Genomic DNA, 16417 nt, shown 5'->3' with positions numbered 1-16417 from the left:
CCTACCGGCGGGTGGCTCAGCCGGCGGTCGGCCCGTCGACCTGGTTGCGGTCGACGGTGAGGGTGGCGCCGCCGTACGTCTCCTCGACGTTGCCGCGGTACTGGTGGACGCGCTGGTGGGAGACCCACAGATCGGGGGTGAGGGCGCCGGAGCCCGCGGTGTCGGCCTGGTCGTCCCAGCGGGCGTACCAGAGCACGTCGGGCAGCGGGGAGCTGCCGACCCGGGCGGCGGCGGCCAGGTCGGCGACGCCGGAGTCGAGGCTGGAGTAGAAGCCGGCCCGGTGGCCGGCCGCGTGCAGGGCCTGGGTCCAGCCGAGCGAGAAGTCGACGACGGCCTGGCCGCAGCCGGGGTCGTTCAGCGGGTACGCCTCGATGTCGAGGTAGACCGGGCCGCCCTTGCCGAACCCCAGCGAGCGCAGCGCGCGGACCGCCTCGGCGGCCTCGTCGCGGCCCTGCTGCACCGCGTTCGCCGGATCGATCCGCTTCGGCTTGCGGCTGAGCCGGCTGCACGGCGCCTGGAGCCCGACGTGCACCGGCAGGAACCGCCAGCCCATCGCGCGCGCCTGGCGGATCCAGTCGGCGGTGAGCCGGGGCTGGGCGCAGCCGCGCTGGGCGCCGCTGGTGTAGATGCCGAGCGCGCCGTACGGGGAGGTGCCGTACCAGGCCCGCAGGGTGTCGAGCGGCGGCGCGGTGCAGGCGTCGAAGGCGGTGCCGGTCCAGGTGTCGCGGGCCCGGGGCGGGCCGGGGCGGTCGGGCAGGGTGAGCGCCCGGATGCGGGGGACGGCGGCGGCGGCCGGGGCGGTGGCCCCGGCGCTCACGCCCGTCCCGTCGACAGCCAGCAGGAGGACGAGGGAGGCGGCGACGAGGGCCGCGGGGCGGAGATAGCGCACCCGGCCTTGATACTGACGGACCATCGGATGAATCCGGCAACCACGCCGTGGGCTCCGCGCGAGCCCACCCATTCGGACGCACCCGTCCGCATCCGTCCCGATATTTGTAACGAGCTTGCCCGTTCCTCACTCCTTACGGCAAACTCGCCAGCATGCCCACGCCCCACCCCAGTGAAACCGCCGCCCCGACGCCGGCCGCCGCCGTCGCCGAGGCCCTCGCCATGCCGCCCGCCCCCAAGGGCGAGCCCGCCGGTGAGCGCGGCGGCTGGCGACGAGGCGGGGCGTCCGGCTCCGCGGCACCACCCGAGGCACACCCCGGCCGGTCCACCGGCCGGTTCCCGAAGGTCCTGCGGCGCCCGGAGAGCATCCCGGCGCCGCTTCTCTGTCTGACCGCGATGTTCCTGGTGCAGACCGGGATCGCCCTCTCCAAGCCGCTGTTCGGCCCGCTCGGGGTCGGCGGCACGACCTTCCTCCGGCTGTCCTTCGCCGCGGCCGTCCTGCTCGCCGTCACCCGGCCCCGGCTGCGCGACAAGCGTCCGCGCGACCTCGCCGCGGCCGCGCTGCTCGGGATGGCCTCCGCCGGGATGACCTGCCTGTTCGCCGGGGCGATCGACCGGCTGCCGATGGGCACCGCCGCGACCATCGAGTTCCTCGGCCCGCTCGCGGTGGCGCTGGTCTTCGCCCGGCGTGCCAGCCACCTGCTCTGGGCGCTGCTCGCGGCCGGCGGGGTGGTGCTGCTGACCCTGCTCGGCGAGGGCGGGGGCGACGGCCTCGGGCTCGACCCGGTCGGCCTGCTGTACGCCTTCGGGGCGGCGGCCTGCTACGCCGCGTACATCCTGTTCACCGACAAGGTCGGCGCGACCTTCCAGGGCTTCCAGGGGCTCGCGGTGTCGATGACGGTCGGCGCGCTGGCGCTGGCGCCGTTCGGGCTGGGTCAGGCCTGGGACGGGCTGACCGCGCCCGGCGCCTCGCCGCTGGTGCTGCTGGCCTCGGTGGCCGGGGTGTCGCTGCTGCTGCCGGTGATCCCGTACGCGCTGGAGATGACCGCGCTGCGGCGGATGCCGCAGCGGGTGTTCAGCGTGCTGGTCAGCCTGGAGCCGGCGGTCAGCGCGCTGGTCGGCCTGGTGGTGCTGGGCCAGCTGCTGGGCGCGGCGCAGCTGGCCGGGATCGGCTGTGTGGTGCTGGCCAGCGTGGGCGCCACGCTGACCGGTCGGCGGTAGCCGGCCGGTCCTACGGCCAGAGCAGGGTGCGCGACCACTCCGGGGTGCGGACCGGGCCGGTGCGGGTGTAGCGCAGCCGGACGTGCCGGCGCTCCGCGTCGCCCTGCCAGAACTCCACCTCGTGCGCCCACAGGGTGTAGACCGCGTGCCCGGCCGCGACCGCGTCCGGGGTGGCCTCCAGCCGGCGGCGGGCGACCGCGACGGCCTCGTCGTACTCGCCCAGCGAGGCCAGCGGCTCGCTCTGCCGCCCGACCAGCGCGCCGACCCGGGCGGCCGGGGAGCGGGTGGCGAACTCGGCGGCGGCGACCAGGTCGGCGGCCCGCTCGACGGTGCCGCGGACCCGGACCTGACGGCCCAGCTGCGGCCAGTAGACGGTCAGCGCGGCCGCCGGGTGGTCGGCGAGCTGACGGCCCTTGGGGCTGTCGGCGGCGGCGGAGAAGACCCAGCCGGTACCGGCCGCGTCGACGTCGCGCAGCACCAGCACCCGGGCGTCCGGCATGCCGTCCGCGTCGACCGTGGACAGGGTGACCACCTGCGGGTCCGGGACGCCGGCGGCCAGCGCGGTGGCCAGCCAGTCCACGAACAGCGGGCCGGGCTCGGCGGGGGCGGCCTCGGCGTCGAAGGACGGCAGCGGGCGGGCCATCGGCGGGCGGCCGAGCAGCAGCTCGGGGACGGACCTGGGCTCGGGGCGGTGCTCGCGGCCGGACTGCTGGCCGGACTGCTGGCCCGGCGCGCGGTGCGGGTCCTGGCTCGGGTCGCGGTTCGGCTCCGGTGCGGGCCAGGCCTCGCCCGGGCCGGTCAGGCCCTCCTCCTCCGCTGCCATCGCGCGCCCTTCCTTCCGGTTGCCGCGGTCGCCGCCCAGGCCGGGCCGCCCTCGCGGGCCCGGGCACGTGGTGCGCTGTCGGAGCGCAACCGTACCGCCGTGGGCTGACGGCTCAGGGCGCGGGCCCTGGATGGGCGCGTCCGGATGGTCCGGGCGGGTGGTCCGGGCGGGTGACCCCGGACGGGTACGGACGGTTCGTACCGGGCGGACGGCGGCGGTCGCCCCGACCGGCCCGGACGCACTCGTGGGCGGGCCCGGACACCCCTGGGCGGTGCCGGACGCACTCGTGGGCGGTGCCGGTGACGGCACCGCCCACGAGGCCGGTTTCGCGGCGACCCTTTCCGCTGGCCGGTCATGCGCTCGTGGATCCCCGCGGACCTCGTGGATCCGCCGGACCCGTCGCCCGGGCGGGACAGCGCCCGGGGCCGGTTTCGAGCCCCTCCGCGAGTGCTCAGCTCACCCGCGGTCCGCCACCTCAGGCGCCCCCGCCGTCGGTGGTGTCCGAGGGGATCAGTGGAGGACCGGAGCGAAGAGGACGTTGATGTTCTTGTTGCCCTGGCCGGCCAGGATGGCGCCCGCGTTGTCCTTCACCGCGAGGGTGTTGTTCTGGTTCGAGGCACCGGAGCCGGTGGCGGTCTGCTGGGTGGAGACGTAGTTGCCGTCGACCCCGCCGAAGACATTGCCGGTGCCGACGTTGGACACCACACCGGCGTTGGAGCCGGTGGCGGCCCCCGCACCGTTGTCGGCGGCCGCGACACCGGCACCGGCCAGCAGCAGGCCGGCCGCGAGCGGGGCGGCGAGCAGGAATCCGGCCACCCGTTGGGAGTGAATGCGAGCCATATGAGCCTCCAGGAAAATCTGTCAATCGTGTCATTGCCGTACAGGAAGTGCGGGGTTCGCCGGCCAGACGAACACCTGCGGGCTGCGACGCCGAGAGACAGGCTTCCGCAACAAATCGACAAAGCACCAGCACCCGGAACAGTTTTCGCCCGTTAGCGTGATATCCACCGGGGGCGCGCATAACGACCAAGGGGGGCCGAAAGTGCGCCGACACACCCGCCCTGAACTGCGTTTTCACCAGAACGGCCGCCGCCCGCAAGGGCCAGGAAAACGGCGCTCGGGAACCGCACGAACGACCGGGTGCACCACACAGGCGCGAACGAACCTTGAACGCGCCCCCAAAAGGTTCGGCCACCCTCCCGTATCGACATTTCCAGCCATTCTTGGACGATCGGAAAGTCGTACCACGACGCCGGGAAAAGGCACTCGCCGGGCGCGCGTGAGGCGCCCGTGGGGCGCCCGTCGGGCGCCCGTCGGGCCGGTATTACATCACACCATCTTGCCCGGGTTCAGAATTCCCAGCGGATCGAAGACCGCCTTCAGCTGCCGTTGCAGCTCCAGCCCCACCGGCCCCAGCTCACGCGCCAGCCAGTCCCGCTTGAGCAGCCCCACCCCGTGCTCCCCGGTGATCGTGCCGCCCAGCTCCAGCCCCAGCCCCATGATCTCGTCGAAGGAGTGCTGCGCCCGCGCCGTCTCCTCCTCGTCCGAGGCGTCGAAGATCACGATCGGGTGGGTGTTGCCGTCCCCCGCGTGGCTGACCACGCCGATGGTCAGCCCGTACCGCTCGGCGATCACCGCGACGCCGTTCAGCATCTCGGCCAACCGGGAGCGCGGCACCGCCACGTCGTCGATCATCGTGGTGCCCAGCCGGTCCAGCGCGGGCAGCGCCAACCGACGGGCCTCCAGCAGCAGGTCCGACTCCGCCTGGTCGTCGGCCGGCACCACCTCGGTCGCCCCCGCCGCCCGACAGAGCTCCGCCACCCGGGCCAGCCGGTCCACCCGGTCCGGCCCGTCGAAGGCCACCAGCAGCAGCGCCTGGGTGGACTCGGGCAGGCCCATCCGCCCCAGCTCGTTGACCGCCCGCACGGTGACCGCGTCCATCAGCTCCATCAGCGACGGGGTCAGCCCGGCCGCCATCACCGCGCAGACCGCCGCACCGGCCGCGTCCGCGCTCGGGAACTCCGCCGCCAGCGCCAGCTGCGGTTCGGGCGCGGGCCGCAGCGCCAGCACCGCCCGGACCACCACGCCCAGCGTGCCCTCCGACCCCACCAGCAGCCGGGTCAGGTCGTACCCGGCGACGCCCTTGGCCGTCCGGCGCCCGGTGGACAGCAGCCGACCGTCCGCCAGCACCACGTCCAGCCCGAGCACGTACTCGCTGGTGACGCCGTACTTCACGCAGCACAGCCCGCCCGCGCCGGTGCCGATGTTGCCGCCGATCGTGCAGGACTCCCAGCTGGACGGGTCCGGCGGGTACGACAGGCCCAACTCGGCTGCGGCCCGGGAAAGTTCGGCGTTCACCACACCGGGCTCGACCACCGCGATCCGGTTCACCGGGTCGAGCTCCAGGATCCGGTTCAGCTTCACCATCGAGAGCACGATGCAACCGTCCACGGCGTTCGCCGCACCCGACAGCCCGGTCCGCGCCCCCTGCGGGACCACCGGCACGCGCAGTTCGGTCGCGGTTCGCAGCACGTGCTGCACCTGCTCGACGGTCTCCGGGAACACCACCACGGCGGGGGTGCCGGCCGTGCAGAACCCCGCCATGTCGTGGCGGTAGGCGGCCGTCACGTCCGGGTCCACCAGCACCGCTCCGGGCGGGAGTCCCTGCGCCAGCCGGTCCGTCAGATCGCTCATCGCCGCCTCCGCTCACCGCCCGCCGCCACCACCTCCGCACTCTGCCCGCCCCCGGGAGAGCGGGCAAGTGGGCCGTCCGGGTGCCGGTCCGGCAAGATCCGCCGGACCGGCACCCCGCCCGACCGGCCCTACGCCCGGACCACCGGTTCCTGGAGCTCGGTCACCCACTGCGCCGGGTCGTCCGGGCACTCCAGGTAGAGCTCCCGGGCGTAGCCGGCCGAGCGGTAGCCGTTGGCGTCGATGAACCGGGCCAGCTCCTGGAAGCTGCCCATCGACTCGTCCATCGAGCCGCGGTGCACCACCGTCGCCGCCGCCTCGATCGGCGGCAGGTCGAGCACGTCGAAGTCGTGCCCCTCCGCCGCCACCGACGACCCGACCGGGACGGCGACCCGGATCAGCACCCGGCCGTCGCCCTCCGGCGCGTCCTCGTAGCGGGCGACGGACGGGCCGGTCCCAGCGATCCCGGCCTCCGCCAGCCGCCGGCAGAGCTCCGCGAACAGCGGCCCGATCACCGGCGTGATGTCCTCCGGCTGGTAGCTCACCGCCACCCCGGTCAGTTCGGCCACCCGGACGGACGGCACCCGCTTCACCACGACATCGTGCGTGGACATGGTCCCCTCGCTCTCGATCGTCCGGAGCCTCGCCTCCACCCGGGCCAGCCGCTGCTCGTCCGCCGCGATCGCCTCGGCGAGCTGGGCCCGCCGCAGCCTGAGCATCCCGCGCAGTTCGCCGGCGTCCACCTCCTCGTCGAGGACGGCGCGCACCTGCTGGAGCGTGAAACCGAGCTCCTTGAGCGCGATCACCCGGTTGAGCCTTGCGAGTTGGGCCGCCTCGTAGAAGCGGTACCCGCTGAGCGGGTCGACCCTGGCCGGGCGCAGCAGCCCGATCGCGTCGTAGTGCCGCAGCATCCGCACCGACACCCGGCCGTGGCTGGCGAAGTCTCCGATGTTCAACATGATGCTTCCACTCCACGGCCTCTCACGGTGTCAGGGTCAAGCCCGCCGCCCCGGAAACACCGAAGGCGGGTGCCGAGTGGTCTCGGCACCCGCCTTGCGCAGGTGGTTCTCCTACCGGCGGAGAGCGTGGGATTCGAACCCACGGTGACGGGTCACGCCACGACAGTTTTCAAGACTGTTCCCTTAGGCCGCTCGGGCAGCTCTCCAGGCGGAGGTCAGCCTAACGGGTCCGGCGGGGTTCGGCGCACACGGTTTCCCGGGGGGTGGGGTCAGTTGTCGCCGTCGCGCTGGCCGAGGGTGACCTTGGTGGTGAGGGTCTGGCCGTTGCGGGTGTACTCGACGTCGACGGTCTCGCCGGGCTTGTGCGTCCAGATCCGGCTGACCAGGGCGGGGCCGTTCTCGATCGGCACGCCGCCGAGCTTGGTGATGACGTCGCCGGGCTTGAGGCCGGCCTTGTCGGCGGCACCGCCGGGGGTGACCGGCGGCTGGCCCTGGATCTCGCGGGTCTCGATCTGCGCGCCGTCGCCCTTGTAGTTGTCGTTGCGCAGCACGTCGAGCTTGGCGTAGACCGGCTTGCCGGTCTTGATCAGGGTGTCCGCGACCCACTTGGCCTGGTTGATCGGGATGGCGAAGCCCAGGCCGATGCTGCCGGCCCGGCCGGTGGGGGCGGCGTTGGACTGGATCGCCGAGTTGATGCCGATCACCGCGCCGCTCGAATCCAGCAGCGGGCCACCGGAGTTGCCGGGGTTGATCGAGGCGTCGGTCTGCAGGGCGTTCATGTACGAGGACTGGCCGCCGGCCTCGTCGCCGGAGGCGACCGGGCGGTCCTTGGCGCTGATGATGCCGCTGGTGACGGTGGACTCCAGGCCGTACGGCGCGCCGATGGCGACGGTCGCGTCACCGACGTTGACCTTGTCGGAGTCGGCGAGCGGCAGCGGGTTCAGCTTGTTCTTCGGCGGGTTGTCGATCTTGATCACGGCGACGTCGTAACCCTCGGCGTGACCGACCACCGAGGCGTTGTAGGAGTTGCCGTCGGCGAACTTGACGGTCAGTTTGCCGCCGTTGAGGGTCGGCGCCACCACGTGGTTGTTGGTGAGGATGTGGCCCTCGACGTCGAAGACGAAGCCGGTGCCGGTGCCCGACTCGCCGTTGCCCTGTGCCTTGATGGTGACGACGCTGGGCAGCGCCTTCTGCGCGATGCCGGCGATCGAGCCCGGGGCGGGCTCGTTCTTCTGGGTGCTGGCCTGGACCGTGGTGCTGCGGTGGTCGTACGCGGCGCTGGGGCTGTTGCTGTCGCGGTCCGCGACGGCGACGCCGAGCGCGCCGCCGGCGATCCCCGCGACCAGCGCGACGGCGGCGACCAGGGCGACCAGGGCGCCGCGCTTCTTGCCGGGGCGGCCGGGGCCGCCGGGGTAGTCGCCCACGTAACCGACGACCGGACCGCCGGGGCCGCCCGGGTAGCCCGGGCCGCCGGCGGTGCCGTCGTGCCCGGCGCCCCAGCCGCCGAGCGGCTGGCCGCTGCCGAACGGGTGGTGGCCGTGCGCGGCGGGCATGCCGGGGGCGTGCGGGGCGCCGTACGGGTCGTGCGCGCCGGCGGCGGGGACGCCGTGGGTCGGGGTGGCGTACGGGTTGGCACCGGGCGGCAGGGCAGCGGCGGCGGCCTCCGGGTCGACCGGGGCGGCCGGGGCGGCGGACGGAGCGGGCGGCAGCACCGGCGGCGGCGCGTCGATGTAGCCGGTCGCGGGGTCGACGACGGGCGCCTCGGCGGGGACGGCCGACGCCTCGGCGGCCGGCGCCTCGGCGGCGGGCGCCTCGACCGGGACGGCCGGGGCGGCCTCCGGCGCGGGAACCTTGGTGAAGGCGACGGTGGGCCGGTGCCCGCCCTCCGCCGGAGCGGCGTCGGTCACCGCGGCCTCAGCAGCATCCGCGGCCTCGACGGCCTCAGCAGCCTCGGCAGCCGGGGCGGCCTCCGGCGCGGGCACCCGGCTGAACGCCATGGTGGGCTTGTGGCCGCCGTCGGCCGCAGCACCCTCGGCAGCCGCATCGGCCGCGTCGGCGGCACCCTCGGGCGCCGCGGCCTCCGGCTCGGGGATCCGGCCGAAGGCCATGGTCGGCGTGTGCCCGCCCGGAGCGGCGGCATCGGACGCCGGGCCGACCGCAGCCTGTCCGCCCGAGGGCTGCTCCCCCTTCGGCCCGGTGGGCCCAACCTCGCGCTCGGTGCTCACGGACGACCTCCATAGCTGACAGAACCAAGGACCATAGTTTTTCGCACTGCCGATTCGATTGCCGTAAGGACCCCTCTGAAGAACTCATAAGAATCCTTAGCCGGGGCCGACAGCCGCGCCCGACGACCTTCCGGCCGGGGCTCCCCACCCCTCGCCGAATTGTCCCGCGATGCGGACCGCACACCCCCTGGCCTTGGCGTTCACCCTGCTGGCGGTTAGCCTGTCGCTCCAAACTGACACGCGGGAGCTTGGACCCACCAGGCTGAGAGTGCGCTGGTCGACCGTACGCCACCGGATTCCCGGGCAAACCGTCGAGGGGGCGCTGACCGCCGGAACCTGTCCGGGTAATGCCGGCGTAGGGAGTATCGGCCATGCCGCCTGCTTCGCCATCCTCTTCCGTGCTGGACCGACCGGAAGACCCCGCACGGGTCGAGGCGCCGCTCGTCCTCGACACCGAGCCGCCGCGCACGCTGCGCTTCCGGGACCACTTCGCGCTGTGGATGAACCTCGGCGTCAGCCTGATCGGCTTCAGCACCGCCGCCTCCGTGCTCGGCACCCAGGGCAGCGAGCTGTCGCTGGCCGCGTCGATCACCGCGATCGTGGCCGGCACCGTGGTCGGCACCGCGATGCTCGGGGTGGCCGCGCTGATCGGCGCCCGTACCGGCGCGCCCGCGATGGCCAGCCTGCGCGGGCTGTTCGGCACCCGGCTCTCCTACCTGCCGACGGTGCTGAACATCGTCCAGTGCATCGGCTGGGGCGTCTTCGAGCTGCTGACGATCGCGGCCGGGGCACAGACCGTCGCCCACACCGACGGCTACCGCTGGCTGTTCGTGCTGCTCGCCGGCGCGCTGACCACCGTGCTGACCATCTGGCCGCTCGGCTCGATCGCGGTGCTGCGCCGCTTCGTGGCCGGGGCGGTCGCGGTGGCGATGGTGTACTTCACCGTCCAGCTGGGCCGGCAGGGCGTGCCCGACCCGGGCGCGGGCAACTGGCACGGCTTCCTGAAGGCGACCGACACGATGATCGCGGTGTCGATCTCCTTCGTCCCACTGGCCGCCGACTACACCCGGCACTCGCGCACCGCGCGTTCGGCCTTCTGGGGCAGCTTCTCCGGTTACACCCTGGCCCAGGTCTGGTGCTACGCGCTCGGCCTGGTGGCGCTGCTGCAGTCCGGCGGCGACCCGGCCAAGATCTTCGACTCCTTCCTCGGCGTGTGGGCCGGCTGGCTGTTCCTGCTGGTGCTGGTGCTGCGCGAGACCGACCAGTCCTTCGCCAACGTCTACTCGACCGCGATGTCGGTGCAGAACCTGCTGCCGAAGGTGGACCGCCGGATCCTGACCGGCGGGATCGGCCTGCTGACCACGGTCCTGGGGCTGCAGATCACCGAGTTCACCGAGACCTACACCAACTTCCTCGGCCTGATCGGCTCGGTGTTCGTGCCGCTGCTGGCCGTGCTGGCGGTGGACTACTTCCTCGGCGCCGGCCGGAAGGGCTGGAACCTCGCCGCCGACGCACCGTCCCGCTGGCTGATGCTGCTGCCGTGGGCGCTGGGCTTCGCCGTCTACCAGTTCATCGCGCCGACCCCGGTCTCCGACGGCTGGACGGAGTTCTGGACCAAGGCCCAGGAGACGCTGCACTTCACCCCGCAGGAGTGGACCTCGGCCTCGCTGTTCGCCTTCCTGGTGCCGGCCCTGGCGACCTGGGCGCTCACCCCGCTGACCCGGCGCGCACCGCAGGACTGACCCCGCACACCGCCGGAGCGGTCCGGCTTCGGCGCGGCAACCTCCGGCACGGCACCGAAGACGGCCCCACAGGTTGGGGCCGTCTTCGTCTCCGCGTCACCTCCGCCGCTTATCGTTGGGCGTGTGACCAGCCCAGACCTGTCCCCGGCGGCGCCGCGCACCGCGCAGCCCGTCCAGGTGATCGCCCACCGCGGTTCCTCGCACGCCCTGCCCGAGCACACCCTGGCGGCCTACCGGCGCGCCCTCGACGAGGGCGCGGACGCCGTGGAGTGCGACGTCCGGCTGACCGCCGACGGCGAGCTGGTCTGCGTGCACGACCGGCGGATCGGCCGGGTCTCCAACGGCCAGGGCACCGTCTCGGCGATGACGCTCGCCGAGCTGGAGGACTACGACTTCGGCGCCTGGAAGACCGGCCGCCCCAGCACCGACCCCGAGCTGCGCGGCGTGCTGCGGCTGGAGCGCCTGCTGGAGCTGGTCGTGGACTGCGGCCGCCCGGTGGACCTGGCGATCGAGACCAAGCACCCGGTGCGCTTCCGCGGCCGGGTGGAGGCCGAGCTGCTGCGGATGCTGGAACGCTTCAAGATCGGCGCCGAGCAGGAGCACGACCGCCCGTCCGCCCGGATCATGAGCTTCTCCTCGACGGCGCTGAACCGGGTGGCCGGGGCCGCGCCGGAGTACCGCCGGGTGTTCCTGTTCGAGCGGACCCTGCCGCTGCTGGGACGGCTCCGCCCGGGCTCGCCGCTGCCGGGCGGGGCGCGGATCGCCGGTCCGGGCATCGACCTGGTGCGGGCCCGCCCGCAGCTGGTCACCCGGCTGCGCGAGCTGGGCCACCAGGTGCACGTCTGGACGGTGGACGAGCCGGCCGACGTGGAGCTCTGCCTGGAGCTCGGGGTGTCGGCGATCATCACCAACCGGCCCGCCGAGGTGCTGGCGCAGCTCGGCCGGTGATCCGCCCGCGGCTCCCGGGGATCTGATCGTTCTGGTCGGCGGCCAAACCTTCCGCGCACGTTTATTGCCGGAAATTGCTCAGCCGGGCGACAGAGGGTGAGCACGGATTGACCTCTCGTCCACCCTCGGTCGCGTCGCTCGAAATGGACTCGCGGGATCGTCCGGTGGTCGTTTCCGACGCATTACCAAGGGGCATCTCTCCCTCGGCATACGCTGAAGGAGGTCCGGGGGTGGCGTTGATGGTGGCGCGTGAAGTGCCGACTTCATCGACCATGGCAGTGCCGCACGGCCCAGCGAGTGTCGGGGTCGCACGGCGCCGGCTGCGTCGAGATCTAGGCGATCGGGAGATACCAGAACCGGTCATTGATGATGCCGTACTGATCCTTTCCGAACTGTTGAGCAATGCCTGTCGGTACGCCCGTCCGCTCGGGCCGCTGCCCGCGCTCGGCCGCAGCGCCCGGGCCGAGGTGGTGGACCAGGTGCTGGTCGGCGTCCCCTCCGCGGCGCACCCCGCGCCGGGCGGCCGGGAGCACGAGGAGGACGGGAGCGATCCGGACGGCGGGGTGCTGGTCCGCTGGCAGATGCACACCGACGGCGTGCTCACCCTGGAGGTCACCGACGGCGGCGCGGTCACCCGGCCGGTGCCCGCGAGCCCCTCGCTGACCTCGCGCGGCGGTCGCGGCCTGAGCATCGTCGACCAGTTGGCCAGTGACTGGGGCGTGCGCGACGCGCCCGGTGAGGTGACGGTCTGGGCGGCACTGCCCTCCCGGGCCCGACACGCCCGACGCGGCGGTGGTGACGCCCGGAGCGCGTGAGACCCGACCGGCCCACCCCGGCGCGTGCCCGCGCGCCGGGGGAACGTCAGTAGGCTTCCCGGAGTACAGGACCACCGTTCCCGGGAGAGCCGCACCATGGGCAAGAAGGCCGCCAAGAAGGCGCCGCAGCGTCAGTCCACCACCGCCGTCACGGGCGAGGTCCCCGTGGTCGGGGCCCGCGAGAACTGCCCGTGCGGTTCGGGCCGCCGGTACAAGGCCTGCCACGGCCGGGAGGCCTCGCACGCGGTGCAGGAGCTGGTGCACCGTCCGTTCGAGGGCCTGCCGGGCGAGGCCGACTGGGTGGCGCTGCGCGAGCTGGTGCCGGCCGCCACGGTGCCGCTGACGCTGGCCGCCGGGGTGGCCGAGGGCGCCAACGGCGAGGTCCCGTCGGTGACCCTGGCCACCGTGCTGCCGCTGGCCTGGCCGGCCCTGCGCCGCCAGGACGGCTCGATCCTGCTCGGCCTCCAGACCCAGTCCGCCTCCGGCGACCTCAGCCGCGACCTCGCGGACGCCCTGGAGCTGGCCCTGACCGCCGAGCCGGGCAGCCCGGTCCCGGCCCGCCGGACCGTCCCGGGCGGCCGCCGCCTTCAGGACCTGCTGGACGTCACCGCCGCGTTCACGCCCGCCGTGCACACCGGCTTCGAGTTCTGGCTGGAGGACGCCGAGACCGCCACCGGCGAGGTCGCCGCCTCGCTGGAGCGCGCCAACGCCTCGGCCATCCCGACCGAGAAGCTGAGCAGCGTGGACTCCGCCTACTGGTGCGGCACCCCGGACAAGAACCACCTGCGCTGGGTGATGACCGTCCCCGAGGAGCAGCTGCTGGACGCGCTGGCCCGGCTGAACGCCGCCGGTGACGCCTCGCTCGGCGCGGACACCCGCCTGGTCGGCTCGTTCCGCGCGCACGGCCTGACCGTGCCGGTCTGGGACCTCCCGCTCGCCATGACCGCGGCCGACTGCGAGAAGCCGGCCGCCGAGTTCGCCGAGCGGCTCGCCGCCGTCCTCGCGGACGAGACCCCGCTGACCGCCGAGGAGCGGCGCGCCCGCGCGAACCTGGTGAACCGTCAGGTCACCTTGAACTAAAGGACGCCGGGATCAGGGTGATACGCGTCACATTGTCGCGGTGGACCCGCAATTTCCGGGCGTGGAAGGCGTCTTGGAAATTGGCGCGGGCGCAGATCCTTGTTACTGTCTAAAGAGTCCGGTCGCTGGTGCATCCCCCGTCGCCAGCGGCCGGATCTTTTCATTTTCCGGGCGGTGCCGGATCCGTTGCCCGGAAGGCGTCCTGTCGATCAGTAGGCCGAGCGGCCGCGGTCCAGCCGGACCGCCGCCTCCACCAACTCGCCCAGCAGCGGCCCGACCTGCGGCAGCCACACCCCACCGTCGGCAGCCGGTCGCGGCGCCAGCACCCAGCGCACCCGGGCGGCCGCGCCGCCGGGCGGCAGCGGTAGGAAGCCGCCCGGCCCGTGGTAGTGCAACGAGCCCGGCACCCACGGGAGTTGAGCCAGCATCTCGCCGAGCACGTCGAGCGAGTACGGCGCCACCAGCATCGCGTACCGGCCCGGCATCGCCAGCACCGGCCCGAGCGGCAGCCGCAGCGCCCCCAGGTAGGCGAGCGCGCGGGCGCCGGCCGCGGCGGGCAGGCTGACCGCCGAGACGGCGGTGCCGGTGGCCGCCAGCACCGGGGCGTCCGGGCTCTGCCGCTCCCACCACCAGCGCACCATCCGGGCGTCCGTGGTGGCCGCCAGCAGCGCGGGGTCGTGCGGGTGGCCGCCGGGGACGGTGCAGTCCGCGTCCCCGCAGGAACAGCGCCCGCCGCGCAGCACCGCGCCCGGCACCACCGGCCAGCGGTGCTCGACGGCGGCCGTCAGGGCCGCGGCCAGCCGTTCCGGGCGGCCGCGCACGGCGTCGGCCCCGGCGGCGTCCTCGGTGGCATCCTCAGCCGGGCTCTCGACGGGGCCCTCGGCGGGCTGCGGACGGGTGGCGGGCGGACGGGCCTCCGACCGGTCCCTCGGGTTCTCACGCATGGCGCTCGTTCCTTTCCTGACCGCTCGGTTCACTCCGAGCCACCGGCATCCCTCGGGACTCACCAGGCGGGCCCGCCGCGGCACGGCCCCGGGACAGCGCGAAGCGGGGCGGGCGGCATGACGGACGGCGCGGCGACGACGTGGAGCACGGGTGGAGCACGACATGAGAAGGGCCGCGCACTGGAAAAGCCCTTGGAACGAGAATCCCGTATGCGACCGGATGGACGCCGCCCGGGCGCGCTTGGTTCCACCGTACGAGTGAGAGACTTCCGGCCAGCCCGGCTCCCCGGCGGCGCGGGCATACGATCCGGACGGCCGCCGGGTCCGTTCTCCCGAGTCTGCCCGCTTCCGGCCCGCTCCATGCCTCGCGGCCCGACCGGCGCGCACCCGGACCGGACGCGCCCCCCGACCGGGTCGCGGAGGACGTGGAACCGGCCACCGCGTCGTCCCGGATCTGGACATGCCCCAAATGGCCTGTGTAGAAGTGGTGGCATTGCTGTCGATCAATGACGAGTAGTAGCGATTCGAGGCGAAACACGCCCTTTGGCCGTGCTCGCTCCACATCGGCCGTACCTGGGGGTTCCGCATGGCACGTAGCACCGCGTCAGGAGTGGCGGCATGACCGAGTCCCACCCGTCGTCGACACCCTCCGAGCCGGCCGAAGCCGGCTGCGCCGGCGGGCTCACCGTCCTCGACCCTCCGGGCTTCCCCGGGCCCGTCGACACGCCGGACACGCCGGACGGCGCGGCGGAGGACCGCCCGCTGCCCGCCGCCGGACTGCAGGACCGTTTGGCCGGACGCCTGTCCGATTTCACCAGCCTGCACCAGCACACCGAGCAGCTCGCCCGCGCCCGCGGCCTCGCCACCACCCTGGACACCGTCCTGGCCTCCGGCGCCGCCCTGCTCGGCGCCCGTCGCGGCGTCCTGGTCACCCTGATGCCCGGCGGCGGCCCCGGCCAGCCCGTCGGCCTCGGCCTCGACCGCGCCAGCCTCGGCGCGCTGGAGACCGTCCCGCCGGAGCAGAGCCTGCTCGCCCGGCTGCTGCGCGAACACGACCGGCCCGAACGGCTGTACTGCCCCGACCTCACCGGGGACCCGGCCACCGGCGAGCGGCTGCGCGAACTCGCCGGCCACCTCGGCCTCGGCGGCTGCTACGGCCTGCCGCTCGCCACCGAGGAGGACGGCCCGCTCGCCGCGGCCGTCTGGTTCTACGACGAGCCCGCCGAGCCCACCGAGCGCCAGCGCGAACTCGCCCACCGCTACTGCGAGATCGCCGCCCCGCTGCTCGCCAAGCAGCTGGAGGCCGACAAGATCCGGCGCACCACCGAGGCGCTGCGGCGCGGCCTGCTGCCCGACCGGCTCCCGCAGACCACCGGGCTGCGGCTGGCCGCCCGGCTCGTCCCGGCCGGTCTGGACCGCTCCTGCGGCAGCGACTGGTACGACGCCATTCCGCTGCCGGACGGCACCGTCGGCCTGACCGTCGGCTCGGTCTCCGGCGACGGCCCGGGCGCCGGCCCCGGCTCCGCCCCCGGCGCCGCCGCCGCGATGGGCCGGATCCGGGCGGCGCTGCGCGCCTACGCCGTGCTGGAGGGCGAGGACCCGGTCTCCGTCCTCGGCGACCTGGAGCTGCTGCTCAAGACCACCGAGCCCACCCGGACCGCCACCGCCGTCTACGCCTGGGTGGAGCCCGAGGAGCGCCGGGTCACCCTGGCCGGCGCCGGGCACTGCCCGCCGGTGCTGGTCGGCCGGCACGGCGCCGAGTTCGTGGAGACCTCGCTCTCCGCCCCGCTCGGCATGCTGGCCTGCTGGGAGGCGCCCGGCGTCGAGTTCACCGCCGAGCGCGGCGACACCCTGCTGCTGTACACCGAGGGGCTGGCCCGCCGCTGCGGCCCGACCCTGCACGCCGGGCAGGCCAACCTGCGCCGGGCCGCCGCCGACGCCCCGCGCGACGTGCGGATCGACCCGGACCGGCTCTGCGCCCACCTGCTGGCCGGCTGCCCCGCCCCGGACGCCGGAGCGGCCACCGACGACCTGATGCTGCTGGCGGCGCGGTTCGAGTAGCGGCTCCGGTTCGAGCGGGA

13 protein-coding genes, 1 tRNA gene and 1 riboswitch are annotated in these 16417 nt (G+C 74.1%); of the genes, 6 read left to right on the top strand and 8 right to left on the bottom strand.

Annotated features, from left to right (window positions below; all coding sequences use genetic code 11):
* Window positions 1–16 precede the first annotated feature (16 nt).
* Window positions 17–889, bottom strand: a complete 873-nt coding sequence (locus ABTY15_RS03265; protein WP_350575178.1) for a DUF1906 domain-containing protein — start codon at window positions 887–889, stop codon at window positions 17–19.
* A 152-nt stretch (window positions 890–1041) separates the two neighbouring features.
* Here ABTY15_RS03265 and ABTY15_RS03260 point away from each other — a divergent pair, with 152 nt between their 5' ends.
* Window positions 1042–2109, top strand: coding sequence for an EamA family transporter (locus tag ABTY15_RS03260; protein ID WP_350575175.1), 1068 nt, complete (start codon window positions 1042–1044; stop codon window positions 2107–2109).
* A 10-nt stretch (window positions 2110–2119) separates the two neighbouring features.
* Here the strand turns inward: ABTY15_RS03260 and ABTY15_RS03255 are convergent, their stop codons facing one another.
* The 6 genes from ABTY15_RS03255 to ABTY15_RS03230 all read right to left on the bottom strand — a co-directional run bounded on the left by ABTY15_RS03255 (window position 2120) and on the right by ABTY15_RS03230 (window position 8807).
* Window positions 2120–2932, bottom strand: a complete 813-nt coding sequence (locus tag ABTY15_RS03255) for a pyridoxine/pyridoxamine 5'-phosphate oxidase (RefSeq protein ID WP_350575170.1) — start codon at window positions 2930–2932, stop codon at window positions 2120–2122.
* Window positions 2933–3442: 510 nt separating this feature from the next.
* Window positions 3443–3772, bottom strand: a complete 330-nt coding sequence (locus ABTY15_RS03250) for a hypothetical protein (protein WP_350575165.1) — start codon at window positions 3770–3772, stop codon at window positions 3443–3445.
* Between the two features lie 489 nt (window positions 3773–4261).
* Window positions 4262–5626 (bottom strand): FAD-binding oxidoreductase, encoded by a 1365-nt coding sequence (locus tag ABTY15_RS03245; RefSeq protein WP_350575163.1) that lies wholly within the window; start codon window positions 5624–5626, stop codon window positions 4262–4264.
* Window positions 5627–5754: 128 nt separating this feature from the next.
* A complete protein-coding gene (locus ABTY15_RS03240; RefSeq protein ID WP_350575160.1) occupies window positions 5755–6582 on the bottom strand; it encodes a MerR family transcriptional regulator in 828 nt (275 codons plus the stop codon).
* Between the two features lie 118 nt (window positions 6583–6700).
* Window positions 6701–6788 (bottom strand) — tRNA-Ser (locus ABTY15_RS03235).
* A gap of 63 nt (window positions 6789–6851) precedes the next feature.
* The gene (locus tag ABTY15_RS03230; protein ID WP_350575157.1) at window positions 6852–8807 is read right to left on the bottom strand and encodes a S1C family serine protease; all 1956 of its coding nucleotides are present in this window, start codon (window positions 8805–8807) and stop codon (window positions 6852–6854) included.
* 230 nt (window positions 8808–9037) lie between these two features.
* Window positions 9038–9186, top strand: a riboswitch (TPP riboswitch).
* A gap of 19 nt (window positions 9187–9205) precedes the next feature.
* Here ABTY15_RS03230 and ABTY15_RS03225 point away from each other — a divergent pair.
* From ABTY15_RS03225 to ABTY15_RS03210, 4 genes are all read left to right on the top strand, one after another.
* Complete coding sequence (locus ABTY15_RS03225; RefSeq protein ID WP_350575154.1) at window positions 9206–10549, top strand: purine-cytosine permease family protein; 1344 nt, start codon at window positions 9206–9208, stop codon at window positions 10547–10549.
* 123 nt (window positions 10550–10672) lie between these two features.
* Complete coding sequence (locus tag ABTY15_RS03220) at window positions 10673–11497, top strand: glycerophosphodiester phosphodiesterase family protein (RefSeq protein WP_350575150.1); 825 nt, start codon at window positions 10673–10675, stop codon at window positions 11495–11497.
* 239 nt (window positions 11498–11736) lie between these two features.
* Window positions 11737–12312 carry an ATP-binding protein gene (locus ABTY15_RS03215; protein ID WP_502893416.1) on the top strand — a complete coding sequence of 192 codons (576 nt, stop codon included), beginning with the start codon at window positions 11737–11739 and terminating at the stop codon, window positions 12310–12312.
* Between the two features lie 96 nt (window positions 12313–12408).
* Window positions 12409–13392, top strand: coding sequence for a DUF5926 family protein (locus ABTY15_RS03210; protein WP_350575144.1), 984 nt, complete (start codon window positions 12409–12411; stop codon window positions 13390–13392).
* Window positions 13393–13601: 209 nt separating this feature from the next.
* Here the strand turns inward: ABTY15_RS03210 and ABTY15_RS03205 are convergent, their stop codons facing one another.
* Entirely contained in the window at window positions 13602–14336 is a 735-nt protein-coding gene (locus tag ABTY15_RS03205) for a bifunctional DNA primase/polymerase (RefSeq protein ID WP_350575141.1), read from the bottom strand.
* Between the two features lie 618 nt (window positions 14337–14954).
* Between ABTY15_RS03205 and ABTY15_RS03200 the strand changes: the two genes are divergently transcribed.
* Complete coding sequence (locus ABTY15_RS03200; protein ID WP_350575138.1) at window positions 14955–16397, top strand: PP2C family protein-serine/threonine phosphatase; 1443 nt, start codon at window positions 14955–14957, stop codon at window positions 16395–16397.
* The last annotated feature ends 20 nt before the right edge of the window (window positions 16398–16417 follow it).

The organism is Kitasatospora sp. NPDC097643 (genome assembly GCF_040302625.1).
Taxonomy (GTDB): Bacteria; Actinomycetota; Actinomycetes; order Streptomycetales; family Streptomycetaceae; genus Kitasatospora.
Note: the sequence above shows the minus strand (reverse complement) of the source record. Positions and strands in the feature narration are given on the sequence as shown.